11 protein-coding genes are annotated in these 14,667 nt (G+C 55.0%); 8 read left to right on the top strand and 3 right to left on the bottom strand.

From position 1 onward, the window contains the following. Positions 1-219: 219 nt before the first annotated feature. Positions 220-942 (bottom strand): hypothetical protein, encoded by a 723-nt coding sequence (locus tag AC4PTT_RS08505; protein ID WP_492162499.1) that lies wholly within the window; start codon positions 940-942, stop codon positions 220-222. Between the two features lie 292 nt (positions 943-1,234). Here AC4PTT_RS08505 and AC4PTT_RS08500 point away from each other — a divergent pair, with 292 nt between their 5' ends. Continuing rightward, complete coding sequence (locus AC4PTT_RS08500; protein WP_317560172.1) at positions 1,235-1,801, top strand: GNAT family N-acetyltransferase; 567 nt, start codon at positions 1,235-1,237, stop codon at positions 1,799-1,801. A 255-nt stretch (positions 1,802-2,056) separates the two neighbouring features. Next, positions 2,057-2,833: an alpha/beta fold hydrolase gene (locus AC4PTT_RS08495; protein ID WP_492162498.1), complete on the top strand. Its 777-nt coding sequence runs from the start codon at positions 2,057-2,059 to the stop codon at positions 2,831-2,833. Between the two features lie 342 nt (positions 2,834-3,175). Here the strand turns inward: AC4PTT_RS08495 and AC4PTT_RS08490 are convergent, their stop codons facing one another. Further along, a complete protein-coding gene (locus tag AC4PTT_RS08490) occupies positions 3,176-3,400 on the bottom strand; it encodes a hypothetical protein (RefSeq protein WP_492162497.1) in 225 nt (74 codons plus the stop codon). A gap of 315 nt (positions 3,401-3,715) precedes the next feature. Here AC4PTT_RS08490 and AC4PTT_RS08485 point away from each other — a divergent pair, with 315 nt between their 5' ends. From AC4PTT_RS08485 to AC4PTT_RS08460, 6 genes are all read left to right on the top strand, one after another. After that, complete coding sequence (locus tag AC4PTT_RS08485; protein WP_492162496.1) at positions 3,716-4,390, top strand: metallophosphoesterase; 675 nt, start codon at positions 3,716-3,718, stop codon at positions 4,388-4,390. Between the two features lie 534 nt (positions 4,391-4,924). Further along, entirely contained in the window at positions 4,925-5,479 is a 555-nt protein-coding gene (locus AC4PTT_RS08480; protein WP_492162495.1) for a PIN domain-containing protein, read from the top strand. A gap of 256 nt (positions 5,480-5,735) precedes the next feature. After that, a complete protein-coding gene (locus tag AC4PTT_RS08475; protein ID WP_492162494.1) occupies positions 5,736-6,371 on the top strand; it encodes a hypothetical protein in 636 nt (211 codons plus the stop codon). Positions 6,372-6,437: 66 nt separating this feature from the next. Beyond that, positions 6,438-8,378 carry an AAA family ATPase gene (locus AC4PTT_RS08470; protein ID WP_492162493.1) on the top strand — a complete coding sequence of 647 codons (1,941 nt, stop codon included), beginning with the start codon at positions 6,438-6,440 and terminating at the stop codon, positions 8,376-8,378. Positions 8,379-8,564: 186 nt separating this feature from the next. After that, on the top strand, positions 8,565-8,906 hold the full coding sequence (locus AC4PTT_RS08465) for a DUF6634 family protein (RefSeq protein ID WP_283801408.1): 342 nt from the start codon (positions 8,565-8,567) through the stop codon (positions 8,904-8,906). Between the two features lie 82 nt (positions 8,907-8,988). Then, complete coding sequence (locus AC4PTT_RS08460) at positions 8,989-9,114, top strand: transposase (RefSeq protein WP_492162492.1); 126 nt, start codon at positions 8,989-8,991, stop codon at positions 9,112-9,114. A 583-nt stretch (positions 9,115-9,697) separates the two neighbouring features. On the opposite strand, the gene proA is transcribed toward AC4PTT_RS08460, so the two are convergent. After that, positions 9,698-14,506 carry an anti-phage protein ProA gene (proA, locus tag AC4PTT_RS08455; RefSeq protein ID WP_492162491.1) on the bottom strand — a complete coding sequence of 1,603 codons (4,809 nt, stop codon included), beginning with the start codon at positions 14,504-14,506 and terminating at the stop codon, positions 9,698-9,700. Positions 14,507-14,667: the final 161 nt, after the last annotated feature.

Genomic DNA, 14,667 nt, shown 5'->3' with positions numbered 1-14,667 from the left:
AGCCGCCATTCTGCAATCCACCCCAAGGCAGACAATTGTTGCTATGATGCCGAACGGCAGCTTTGTCCGCATTGCCGTCGCCTGGTGGCCGGCCGTCTTCGCAGATGCAACGAATGGCCGCTTCGGTGGGCGCATCGCAACGGCATTTCAACAGGTGAATGACTGGTTCAGCCGTCACACTCAGGTCACGGCGCGTTGTGGGAGCAGTAGAAAGCATTTTCACTGAACGGATATCGGTCGCAGCATGTCGTCTGTGTCAAGTTTGAGCGCATTGCGCCAGAGCGGGGTTTTGAATACATGACAAACGTGCTTGCCGACACCGTCGTCGCGGGTCTCGGTCAGCAATCCCGCCCATTCGAGCGGCCGAAGCACACACGATGAGAACGCAGCCATGTCTCGCCACCCAACGGTGTTCCAATCCTCTGGCTCACCGTAGAAGGTTTCAAACAAGGCAGCCTCAGTAGTACCGTGATCAGCTTCTACGTTGATCACATTCATCCATATGTCCCATTCTCCGAACGGACGTTCATCGAGGCGCGCATAGGATGCGTGATCGATCTGGAACAAAAAGTATGGGATCAGCTTGGCAAATAATCGGCCTGCGTCTTCTGCCAAGTATGCGCCTTGTTTGGTCAACTGAAACTCACCCTTAAAGTGCCGCCCTAGGCGCAGGGAAATCAGCATATGATGCAGAACCTCGAGCGGCGGGAACTCGTATTCATTGATCACCTTGTTGTAGCGAAACATCTCTTCAGCGCTTTTCCCCGGCCAATCGAAATGCTCAACAGCCCAATGCACAAAGGCGCGCTTGAAGGTCTTAGTCTTGGTCAGGCCGATTGTTCCGTGCTTTTGCGCGTATTGCATTGTTAGGAGAGCTGCTCGCAGCAGCGGCGAATGCGCAAGGTCCGGATGGCCATCGGCGAGGGTGCGAAACTCGATCATAGCGGGATGCTGTCACAGACCGCGCAGCAGTTACAATACGTTCAAGGAATGTAAGCTCGCCACTCTTCAGATTTTGCACTTGCGGCGGATGGCTGGTTTAACGGGTTGATCCACAGCATGCTGACCGGTTCGCGGATCTCCGGAATGGGCCGTGAGCGATGAAGGTTGGTGTGCAACTAGGCGCTAGTCCGCTGCAGCGCCGCATGTCCGGTTTAGAGCCCTCAGAACACATTGCGAACACCGTTCCGCATACATAGATGTGAAGCGCCACTAACCTTTAGATTGAGACCCAATGAACCACCAGATTTGGCTGCCAATCGTTTCCGAGCGCCTTGTACTTCGGCCCTTCGAGCCTTCCGATCGTCCTGACTATGATGCATATCACACGCGACCAGAGGTCTACAGGTTCCTCTACACTCCTGTCCCCGATGAAGACGTGCTCGCAGAGCAATTTTCGGCTGCCATGTCTACCCGCCTGGAAGAGGATGGAGACACGCTGCGGCTGGCAGTGATCCGGCAAGTCGACTCTGCGCTGCTCGGTGAAGTCCTTCTGAAGATGGCAAACAAGGCGGCTTTGCAGGGAGAAGTCGGATACATCTTCAATCCGACGTTTGCTGGTGCCGGGTACGCGACCGAAGCTGCTCGGATGATGGTCGGCTTCGGCTTCCGCCAGTGCGGATTCCACCGGATCTTCGCGCGGCTCGATCCACTCAACGCAGGTTCTGTTGGCGTGGTCGAGAGGCTAGGGTTTCGCCGCGAAGCACACCTCCTGCAAAACGACCGTTTCGACGACACTTGGGGCGATGAGTTCATCTATGCACTATTGAAGGCCGAGTGGGAGGACCGCCAGGGACTGTAGTGGGAGGCCACTCCGCCGTGCACCGCTGACTTCGCCCGAGATTCTGCCGTGCCAGGCCATGAACGGCCGCTTCGGGGAATGCCGCCGCAATGTCTGCACGCTCTAGTCTGTCCGTTAAGGGCCGATCGGATCGATACGGTGGCGCTGTTCTCCAGACAGGCTCGCCGCGCCGTGGCATGACCGTTCTAAGCCCTTTCGCGACGTTGCCCCAACCGAATGAGGCCGCTATACGGATCGAGAACGGAAGGTGAATCTATGCACAGACGCAGTTTTGAGCACGATGGCGTGGTCTTTTCTTTTCTTGACGCCGGCGGCGACGGCAAACCGTTGCTGGCTCTTCATGGCCACTGGATGGGGGCGTCCGACTTCACGGAAGTTGCGGACGATCTTTCGCCTGAGTGGCGCGTAATCGCACTCGACCAGCGTGGTTTTGGGGAAACCGACCATGGGGCCGCGCACAACATGGCCGCCTATCTTGGCGATGTGGTCGCCCTGTTGAAGAATCTCTCCATTAACGAGCCAGTTCCGGTCTTGGGACACTCGTTCGGCGGTATCGTCGCCTATCATTTTGCAGCAGCGCAGCCGGATCGGGTTTCCGCAATGATAATCGAAGATATCGGCGTGAACATTCAGGATGATTCAACGCCCTACGTCACGAATTGGAGTGGCACGTTCCGCCTACGCGAAGAGTTGGAGGAACAGCTCGGCCCACGACTTTCTCCATATCTGCAGAAGTCCATTCGCCGCGTGAAGGATGGCTGGACGCTCAATTTCGATCCTGCCGAATTTCTTGTGTCGGAACGGGCTACGAACGGCAATCACTGGAAGGTCTGGCTGCAAAGCCGCTGCCCCGCCTTGGTCGTGTCTGGCAGTGAAAGCCGCGTATGTGATGGGACAGAATTGCAGACCATGACAGAGAGGCGTGAAGGCACTGTCTTCACCCAGCTAAAAGCTGGTCACTCCATCCATATTGATAATCGCACAGAGTTCGTAGAAACCTTGCGGCACTTTTTAAACACGCAAAACTTGTGAGTGCGGTTCTGTCCGCATTGCCGTCGACTTGCAGCCAGCCGTCTTCGCAGATGCAAAGAATGGCTACTTCGGTGGGCCGCAGCGCAGCGCCACATCACCAAGTGAATAACCAGGATGCGGGCAAAAGCGGAACAGCAACTTTCGTGATCTGCTTCACTGAGGAGTTCCCAACCTGTCCATCACCGATCAAGCAACGAGATCGGCATTCATAAAGAACAGTGTCTGGAGGACGTTTTTCACGTTGCAGGGACATTCTTCACGAACCAGTTTCTACACCAAGCGGTGACCCCGAACGCATGCACCGCCCAACGGCTACACAGGGCAGAATCCAAGCGAAAACGTTCAGTTGTTTTCTAATGGCCCGCCAGCCACCAGAAACGCATTGGCTACCTTTGTGTCGGGGGCCCGGATCAGTCGGATGCTGAACTCTCGCTCCCCATCAACTATCGTATGCGGACCACTAGATGCGATAGCTTCAAGAAATTCATCAAAATTGCTTCGCACCTCGTCAGCAGACCAAGAGGAGGCTGTTGTTCCTTCACCAATGGTAAGTTTGCCTTTGACCATGAGAAATCCTTCAAGGCATTAAAATGCTAGGGGCGTATTTTGCATGAAATTTGATAATTTTGCATCTATCACAAAGAGAAAGTCGAACGGTCCCAACGCTCCCCCCCTGCCCCACAGAGAATCGATCAAACTATGATCGTCCAAGCCAAGCCAGAGTTGTGTTGGTCGGAAGAGAAGCGTCGGCCATCTCACGCAGAGCCAGCTTCACCAGGCGCACCCAATTTGCTTGGCCGCAGTCAGTAAACGGAACGGATCTAAATGCGAACATTTGCGATCGGAGATGTACACGGCCGAGCTGATCTACTGGAGGCGCTATTGGCAAAAATCGCGATCAGTGACTCGCCAAACGCCAGGATCGTATTCTTAGGCGATATCATTGATCGCGGACCAGAAAGCCGCAGAGCGATGGACCTCGTAGCTGAAACACTAAACAGCAGCAAAAATTCACGGCTCATCTTGGGAAATCACGAAGAATTCCTGCTACGCTTTATCAATCAAATCGGCGACGCAGAAAAACTGCTTTGGGCTTGGATGCGTGGCGGTGGCTTACCAACTCTAGAATCCTACGGAATCTCACACGGTACGAGTATCCAGCAGGCGCGTGAGAAGTTCCTTCGTGAACACCCCCTTCACGTAGAGATTATCAGAAGCGCGGTCTCATTTATTGAAACCAAACGATTCCATTTGGTTCATGCGGGTGTTGATCCGAGCGTGCCGCTTCCGCACCAAGACGCGCGAAAAACCAGATGGATTAGAGAAGAGTTCCTAGATTACCCTGAGAGCCTTTCGAAGATAATTGTGCACGGCCATACCCCGACCCCTTCTGGGCTTCCAGAGGTCCTGAGCAACAGAATTGCACTTGATACCGCCGCATATCGATCAAACCGTCTCTGCTGCGCAATACTGGATGATCTTCATCCTGTTACATTCCTAATAGCGGAAGGGCACGCCCACAGCATCCACGTTCAAAACAGCACTCACCGTGGGTAATGTAGCACTGGCTTCTTAACCGCCTTAAAACCTACGCTGAGGTGAGGCTTCATGTCATTTCTTGCTATTGCAGGACGGCTCGCATGCGGAACCTTGAGGGCACAGATCAAGGGCGAACGAGCGATTAGTGTTGTAGTAGGCAGGGCACCGCCAGCTCAGAGTGGAGTGCGTTCCGGAGACCTACACGGTGAGCAGCGTCCTGCTCACATATTTCCCGGAGACTTTCAATCAAGGTGCTATCCAGACATCGTCGGCGGTCGTCTTTCGAGTTTCGCAGCCCGTCTTAGTGGGCCAGTGATACTAGCCGATCAGATAAAATACCCCTCCACCTCGATCTGCGCTCACTATCGCGGGTTACCCGTGATCGGCGACCATCCCCGTCAGGCCATGACGCACCTTGTCTCCGCCCCCTCTGAATAGAAAAGATTCAGATTGTTCGAAAACACTGCCTCACTGCGCGACCGCCCGTTTTCTTAACCTCTAACGTTCACAAAAGCTCGCCGAAGTAAGAAAGCCCGTACGAGGCGAAGCAGCATGTACATCCTTGACACCTGCGTTCTCAGCAACCTGAGATTAAAATTCCCGGATCAAAACATCACGGAGTGGATATCTCAGGAAGAAGAGGCTCTTGCACTTACACCTGCATCGGTGTTCGAAATCCAACGCGGAATTACACTAATCCAAGAATCTGCCCCTCAAAAAGCCCGCGAACTGGAAGAGTGGCTGGATGATTTGCTCGCACAGGGCCTCCCATATCTTGAGATGAACGAGAAAGTGGCACGGCTGCACGCCTGTATGACCTGTACACCGGCGCTAAAAAACCTCTGGCTCAACGGTCCAAACACCAAGTCTCCCAGCTTGAAGCAGGACCTGGTGATCGCAGCTACAGCCATCGTGTATGGCGCGACGATCGCGACCATGAACACCAAAGACTTCCTGTGCATCCATAACCACTACCAACTGCCAGGTCTCTACAACCCACAAAAACGGCAATGGTCGATCCATCCGCTGTACTCAGAATCGAAGAAGACGCGGCCTGAAGGGAGGCAAGGATTCTGGGAACAGAAAACGCCTAAACTCGGCCCGTAGCTCTGGATTCATCGCAAATCGCGGTGGACGACAACACCCAAATGCTCCCCCCAACATTGCGGCTTACGTGGATGGCCCCGCGCATGGTTCCCGTCTGGCCAGCAGCCCGCTCTCGTTAAAAGTCAGTTGACACGCCGCAGATTGTTCTCTATTTGTTCCAAAATGAACACTAGACACACCATACGCCTCATACGCTGACCTCATGTCGATGCCGCCCCTGCGGCGTTCATGTTCATGTTTGCGTATGGAGTGCAGTGTGACTGACCAACACTTTCCCAATGTACATGTAGACTCAAGCTCCGGGCTTCTCACTGTTCGATCCGAAGCGGCTAAATGGTCATTCCAACCAAGTGGCACCATGCGCTGCATCGGAACGCCGTTGTTTCGGAATCTTTCGGCTCGACATCTGGGCTGCCTCCTGGATGTTGACAACGAAGTCGCTTCCTGGACTTGCCTGCCTATTGCGCTGAAGAACGGGGCAAACCTACACGTTCCCGACTTTCTGGTGCAGAAGAGCGGCGAGCTATTCGTCGTTGACGCCCTACTGGAGAATAGCGCTCGTCCTGAGCCGTGGATTGCTCAGTCGGCAGCAGCCAATGGCTACGAATACGCGGCCATGCATGCCTCTGAGTTCTGCACTGGCTTCCGCCTTCAGAACGCAATGGATCTTCTTCGCTATGCCCGATGGCAATGCCCCCTCGGGGATCGCATTCGCCTGCTAGCGGCGCTGGAAGAACATGCGAGCCTTTCTGTTTCAGATTGCTTTACCGCATTCCAAGAGACGCAGCCTGCAGCCGGCCTCTCATCCCTGATCCTCAATCGTTTTGTCGAAGTGGACCTCGATGAAGCGCTGATAGGGCCGGAGACATCCGTCAGACGCTGGCGTGGCTGACAACAAATTTTCCCTGACGAAGACCGATGCTGGGCCCCGCCCTGATGCAGTATCTGGAGTCAATCCATGAGCCGTAGACGTAAACACAAGTCTCCGAAACAATTCGCGAGCGCGGCCAGTTTTCTGGCCTTCTGCTCAATCATTCACTCAGTACGAAACGCACACATTTACCAGGGCGACGAACCGAAAGTCGTGGTTTTATGCGTTCCGGATTCCCAAGATTTCAGCTTCTACCGAGAAGTTCTGGAAGACGCTTTTCAAGGCTGGCAACCCAATGCCCAGCACATCGTCCCAGATGTCTGGACCGTGGGACTCAAAGCCACCCATGACAAAGACAGACAACGCAACCGGCTAATCAACACATTGGTTGAGAACGAAAAGGTCGTTCTTATCGCAGAATCTTCAGACGCGCTTCCCAACGGGATCGACGGTCTAGTCGATGCCGTAGTTCAGATCCAGAAGCCGACAGTTCGTCACATTCAAGCTGCAGCAAGAGCCTTTCTCGGTCAGCAAATCTCAGACACAGATGCCGAACGCGCTGCGTTGGCCCCGCTATCAATTGTAGCCGTCACGTGGCGAAGGGGACGAAGCGTTGGCACAGTGATTGATGCCATTAAGCTGGCGACCGAAAGTCCAAGCCAGCGCAGGCAAGGTCCGACGTTGGATGACCTACACGGCATGGGTGAGGCAAGCACTTGGGGCCAAGAGTTAGCAAAAGATATCAATGATTGGCGAGCGAGAAAAATCCCATGGGACGATGTGGACCGCGGCGCGCTGATTAGCGGCCCTCCAGGATGCGGCAAGACCACGTACGCACAAGCATTGGCACGAACCTGCAACGCCCACTTCGTGTCTGGATCACTCGCTCAATGGCAGGCCCGAGGTCATCTGGGCGACCTCTTGAAAGCGATGCGCAGCGCATTTGCAGAGGCCACAAGAAATGCACCGGCGATCCTCTTCATCGATGAGATGGACAGCGTTGGGGATAGGTCTCGCTTGTCAGATCACCATGCACATTACAACAGGGAAGTCACAAACGGCCTACTGGAATGCCTTGATGGTGTGGGTGGACGGGAAGGCGTAGTAGTCATTGGGGCGACAAACTATCCTGAGCAACTGGATACAGCATTGATCAGACCAGGGCGTCTGGACCGAATTATCCGTATCCCCCTCCCCGATCACGATGCTCGAACGGGAATTCTCAAATGGCATTTGAAAGGCAGTCTCGTCGGGGCTGACCTCAATGAGGTTGTTGATGGGACGGAAGGATACACCGGTGCCTCCTTGGAAAAGCTTGTACGCGATGCACGTCGAATTGCGCGCCGTGCAAGGCGTGCAATGACAGTCGATGATCTGACAGCATCCCTCCCCCTTCGCCTAGCCCTTCCCGAGCGCCTACAACACAGACTAGCCGTTCATGAAGCAGGTCATGTTTTGGTGGGGTATGTACTTAAAGTCGGCCGCTTGGTGGACGTATCGATCGCAACCTCCCTGACACTCGATGATCGCGACCAGCAGAGTGGTGGACAGACCCGTTTCTCGTACAACTCTTCCCCGACGATGTTGAGGTGCGAGCTCTTAGGCGAAATCACCACAATGCTCGGCGGATTGGCAGCGGAAGAAGTGCTGTTGGGATCTCGCTCATCAGGCGGCGGAGGCCAGGAAGGAGCAGATCTGCATATGGCCACGCTCTGCGCCTTGAATATTGAGGCATCCTTTGGACTGGGAGACCAACTCAGCTACCTGCTAGCTGCAAACGAAACTGAACCACTGGCTTTGCTGCGACAGAACCTCGATCTTCGACAGCGGGTCGACAAACTGCTGTCCAACGAATTCAATCACGCCAAGAGTATTGTATCTACTCATCGAAACACTGTTGAGTTGATCGCAACCGAACTGCTCCAAACACAAAGCCTTACCGGAGCCGATGTCGAAGCGATCATGCAGCAGAGCTTAGTCCAGTGTCACACCGCACAAGAGTGCACCCAAGAGGTTGACCATGTGTAGCGCTACCGGGGCCCATTGTAGAGGCGTGGTACACTTACTCCTCATGAGGCTTGAACTGCTGGTGACACACGGACCACTGATACGCTGAACTGACAGGCGTTCAATCCACTTCTTAGAATTCCAATCCATCTTTCAATGACTCACGTCAGCTTCGACCACGCAGGTCAGCTGGCGCAGGAGACTCTCATGATTATTGTATCCGAAGATCAATCACACGCTTTCGACATGACGTTCGAGATTAATCGGCTACGCGGCCTTGCCAACGACCTCGAACAGATCCTCAACGGTAAGAAACCGGACGAAACGGAACTCTCAAACGCTCCGTTGATCGAAGGCTGGACCTTTGTACTGCGGCCTGTAGGTTGCCTGACAGGCAAAGTCACAGGGCACCCAGGCATCACTCAAGGAGATCAGGGCGTCACAACTGAGGTATTTGCTTTCGCGCCTGCTGATGGGTACGTACGCACCCTATCCAGATACTACCGACTAGGATCACCTGAGGGTGTGCCACCTGACAACGCACCATAAGGCCACTGTTGGCATTGAGAGGTAGTGCGAGTTTCTGAGACAAGGCATATGATGGATCGTCCGATGAAAAGGACGATCCACCATGAAGAGACGCAGACGGTTTACGGCCCCGTTCAAGGCCAACCTTGCGCTTGAGACGATCCGTGGCGAACGGGCGGTTTCGGAAGTGGCAACGAAGCACCAACTTCAACCAAATCAGGTGACGTAGTGGCAACGGTAGGCAATTGAGACCCTGATTAAGGCATTCGACGACAAGGTTTCCGAAGTGCAGGTCGGTCGGGAGGCTGAGGTGACGAAGCTGCATACCAAGATCGACCAGTTCGCCGTCGAGCGGGATTTTTTTGGCCAAGGCCATCGATCGCTGAGCCTGAACCGGAGGAGAATGATGATTGCCCTCGCTCACAACGGGCTCCCGATCCGTCGACAGTGCGAACTGATCCTAATCTCACGGACGTCGCTCTACTGCCAACCGGCGGGCAAAACGCCTGAGAACCTCGAACTGATGCGCCTCATAGACGCGGCGCTCATGAAGACACCACGGTATAGCTCGAGACAGTAGACTCGGCCCCTGCGGCGTCAAGACTGGTGGGCCGGCCGCAGGCGGGTGCACTGGCTGATGCGCAAGATCAGTTTATCCCGACCTGCCAGGCACCGAAGAACAGAAAGCCACATCCGCAGCACCGCATCTATCCCTACGGGTCTCCAAATGAAGAGCGCTTGCCCGAATCTTTCTCAGGATCTTCAGACCGGACCGTCTCATCACGTTTAATATGCCATGATATGCGCATTTTTCACGCCTGCATCGTTTTCTCTTCCACTGCCGCCGAGCCGCCGCTGGAGGCACTCGTCAGAAATCCGTTTACCTCCTGGATCAAACCGGTGTGAGCTGCATTTTCTACCGACCGCTCAATGGTTGTACGAAGCTGCGCGCTCGTCGATGCAAACCCGAACAACCGCGCAATAGCCGTGATGAGTTCCTCCCGACTGGCTCCGAAGTTCACTTCCAGCACTGCAACGGCCGCGGCCTGGATTTCGGACGGCGGCAGAGCTTCCGGTCGCCTTAGCGACTGAGACATGACCGCTGAACGATCTCTCACGCGGATTTGCTGGCCTGGTACGGTATAGAATTGCCCGTCACCATTGATTTCCCCCTGCGACTTAGCTGCACTGATCCCCGCCAAAACGGCGTCCCGAATCCGATTACCCGCGCGTGCCAACCCCCACGCCGATCGTATTCTCGTGACGATCTCGCTCTGGTGAAGTGGCCCTTCTTCCTTGACTACCTGGATTGCGTAACGTGCCATTTCCGATACGGAAATTTCATGCGGCTCGCGATCGGTACGGACCGCTAGTGAGGATTCCTCGTATGGAATTGCGAGAAGTGGCTCTTCCGGCGACACGTGTGCGGTGATCACGTCGACATCTGCTTCAGTATGCGTGGTGAAGTGCAATGGCACGGCCTGCCGAGGCTTTGCCAGACCGTCATCACGGCTCCGCCATTCTGCCTTCGCGCTCTCGATCGCTGCCGATACCTTGGCCAATTCTTCGTTGGGGCGGAGATACCAGTCCGTCGACCAAATTCGATGAATGATCCATCCATGGTCTTCCAACACTCTCTGCCTGAGACGATCACGTTCTCTCGCCGACCGGGATGAGTGGTATTGTGCGCCGTCGCACTCGATACCCAAAATAAAACGCCCCGGCTTTTCAGGGTCGGAGATGGCGAGATCGACGAAAAATCCAACCGATCCGATCTGGGCTTTCACATCATGGCCAAGCGAACGAAGTTTGTCGGCCACCTGTTCTTCGAAGACAGAGTCCGGCCCATTGCCGGTCTCTTCTGCAATGCCGAATTTGCCCGTCTGTGCAAATGTAAGGAAGAGCTTGAGTGCTGTGACGCCTCGGCTGCGGACCCGATCAAGGTCGATGTCGTCCCCCGTTATGGAAGAGAAGACTTCGCACCGAAGTTTGGCCCGTGAGATCAACACATTCAGGCGTCGCTCACCACCTTCGGAATTCAGAGGTCCGAAGCTCATCGCCATGTAGCCGGTGCTCGTCCTTCCGTACCCAACCGATATGAAGATAACGTCGCGCTCGTCTCCCTGAATATTCTCGAGGTTCTTGACGAAGAAGGGCTCGGTGGAAGCCCGGTTGAAGAAGTCTTCCGTTTCGGGATGAGCTCGGCGAAGAAGCTCGAGTTCCTTCAGGATCACCTGACGTTGAGCCACCGAGAATGTCGCAACACCCAAAGAAAGCTCGGGCCGCTCCGTGGCGTGCCTGATTACAGCTTCAGCGACGGCCTTGGCCTCAACTGGATTCGTGCGCGTGTTTCCACGGTCGTAGTGTGCATGCGGAAGGTAATTGAACTTGAGCCCCATCCCTGCGACCGCGTCATATGGGCTCGGAACGATAAAGAGCTTATTGTCGTAAAACTCGCGGTTCGACACTGCGATCAGGGATTGATGCTTGCTGCGGTAGTGCCAATTAAGCATGCGGTACGGCATTCCCTTGGCGAGGCAGAGATCAAGGATCGACTCCGCATCCCGGGCCTGGAATGTGACACTGTCATCGTCCTCTTGCTCGTCAATTTCGGAGGTGAGCTTCGCAAAGAAGCGCGTTGGCGGGAGCTGACGCTCGTCCCCCACGACGACGACCTGGGCGCATCGGGCGATCGCCCCCAGTGCATCGATCGGTTCGATCTGCGAAGCCTCGTCGACAACCAGAAGATCGAACGAAATTGAGCCCGGCTTCAGGAACTGAGCGATCGATAGTGGACTCATCATGAAGATCGGCTTGATTTGCTGAATGACGGGTCCGGCCCTATCGAGAAGCTGACGTATGGGTAGATGATTGCGCTTCTTCGCCAATTCGCCATTGAGAACACCGAGTGGACCGATACCGCCGTTGCTACGAGGCAATTCCGTTGCATGCAGGGCAACGATCTGCTCCCGGGCAAGCGACATGCGGGCAGCCTCCAACCCGCAGAACGTTTCCACCAAGCGGGAATGTAGCTCGCCGTCGAAGCGTTTGAGGTCAGGTTCACGCGCAAAGAAATCAGTTCGAAGTGCCTCGAAATATGATCTTTCTAGCGTCGAGACCAGGGTATCCGCATCAAGATCGCCGCGAAGTACGCCGTCTACAAGACTTTGGAGGCCGAGTGAGGATGCGATTCTACATCGGTCGTAAAATGCAGTCCACTTAGTGACGCCTTCGATATTATCACTCCAGAGGTCCAGTCGCTGTGCGAGGCACTCGATCTCCGCAGACGAGAAATTATCAGCCGCCAGAGACTGCTGCATATCCAGCTCCAGGAACTTCTGCAATTCGCTCCACTTCTTCACATGCCGTGTCAGCAGCTCCGATAGCTCACGCGAAATCTCAACTTGGCGCGACAGGTCAGTCGCCTGAGCCAGATACTTGAGAATGTCCGGCGTTAAGATACCTTCATTTGCCTGCCGCCATTCCACCACAGCGCGGGCCCGCGCCCAATCCGATCTCTCGCCGCTCCACTGCGTTCCCAGCGCCGAAACGCCCATTGGCTCAAAGTCATTGAATTCGCGCAGAGCAACCTGTGCAGAAAGCACAGTGTCTACCAGCGCGAGTCTGGCGGATAATTCCTTCGGCAATGGCTGTTTCATGTAGGACTTCAGCAAGGCAAGCCGCGATCGATACTCGCCGCTAAAAATCCGGAATATCGACGCCCCCTTCGCTGCTAGCACGGATCGGCATTCTGCCAGCGATGAGGTCCAAACCGTCTCCACAAACGAAGTGCCTACCGTATCCCGAAGAGACTTGAGTTTGCTACCAGCCTCAACCAGCTCTGCGATCCGCCCCGGTTGCTGCCATATGGGGTCCGCGAATGCTTCCCGGTTGAAGTCCGGGACTGAAGTGATCGCCCGCAAAACCCTCACCAGAGCCACGAGATCGGAGAAGTTATTCGGCCCCTCGATATTTAGACGACTGGATGCTTCCAGAGAAATAGTCCGAATGCGTTCAAAATCCGCACGCAACTCGGCGACACTCCGGCGCAGTTGGTCGATCTCACCTGGATCGAGAGCTTCCCGACGCACGCCGTACCAAGGATGTTCTACAGGTCGACCAATGGAACCGAAGCGATCTCTCAGTTCGCCACAGACATCCAGTCGTTTTTCATAGTCCAGAGGCGTCCAATTCTCTGGGGCAGCGAGCGCAAATCCCGGAAGTCCACCTCCTTCACCGACGCGGACGAGGTGCCCGATAAGCTGGTATGGCGTCATGCCGCAGGGTTCATGCACACTATGCATAGCATCTGCATGATTGTTGAGCCCGCTCTGAGCTTCCTTCAGGCGCGTGACGACGGTGGCATCACTCTGCGGGACCCGGCCCGCTAAATCTTTCGTTCTGCGGAGCTCTTCAAGAAGCGCACGCTTGTTGGATTTGTTCGAATGGAGTTCCAGGGTCAGCGGTCCGAGCCCCGCATCTCTCAACCGCCGATGCACCACATCCAACGCCGCCATTTTCTCCGCCATGAAGAGAACCTTTCTGCCCTCCTTTGCCGCAGCTGCGATTATGTTGGTGATGGTCTGGCTTTTCCCCGTCCCAGGCGGTCCTTTGACGATGAGATGGCCGCCTTGCGCCACTTCTTCGATGACAACCGCCTGTGACGAGTCGGCATCCACAACATGATGGGTTTTCTCTGGTGGAATATATGGATCGATGCGTCCTGTATCCGGTATAATCGGTTCGCGCATCGGGAACCCATCGCCCAACAGGCCTTCAACAACGGCGTGCCGTTCAAGAGGCTTCTCTTCAGGCCAGTTGTCCGGATCAAGATCGCGATACATCAAGAACTTGGCAAACGAGAAAAAGCCAAGAACCATCCCGTCCGGCAAAACCGACCAACGTTCTTTGCTCGACACCGCCTCGGTAATCTTCTCGATGTAGCTCGCGATATCGACTTCGTCCTCATCGGCCAGATCCGGCAGCTTCAGACCGAACTCAGCATTCAACTTGGCCTGAAGTGAAAGATTGGACGATGGTGGCTCTCCACGCCAACGAAGCGTAAATCGATCGGCAGCACTTGTGCGGTCAAGTTGCACGGGAAGAAGGACGATGGGAGCATGGCGCTCGATGTCTGAGTTTTCAGCATCGAACCACCGAACAAGCCCCAACGCCAGATAGAGGATGTTGACGCCCTGCTCTTCCTCGAGCGTTCGAGCATCATACCAGATGTCGAATAGCCGCTTTTGCAGCCCTTGCGAAGTCAACCGTGTCTGCAGACGTGTGTCCGTGTGGCGGCGCGCTAAGCCGCGTTCATCCACCTCTTCATCGTCATCGGGCTGTGGAATGCCGCCGGTGATGTCATCGGCCTCATCGAGTTCTGCCTTCTCCTCCTTTGTAAGCTGTCGTCCAGGGAGAAATGTGAGTCCCTTTCCTTCAACCAAAAGCCGAAAGATTTCAGTCGACTTTTCATCGACGATCTCGACCGTTCTTATATTTCTCGAACGCAGCGGGATGTTGACCAGACGATTCCGAGTGCTCAAATCGAGCAAGATACGACGATCGGCAAGAAGGCGATCTTTGATCGAGTCTGCTGCGTCGACCGCACTGTGGTTGTCCATGAAATCCCCCGCCCCCAAGAGTGTCGTTTCAACCTTAGCCACCTCGGCGGTCAACGCAATGGCGGCGTGGTCCGCATGTCAAAGCAATTTGGCGCTCCGAACTCTGATGGTAGCATCCGGCTATTTGTTTTAGACGGCAATCTCTGGAACGCCCTGCTTTA

The sequence above is a fragment of the Nitratireductor sp. WH36-1 genome (genome assembly GCF_058725515.1).
This window is presented reverse-complemented; position numbering and strand designations above follow the sequence as displayed.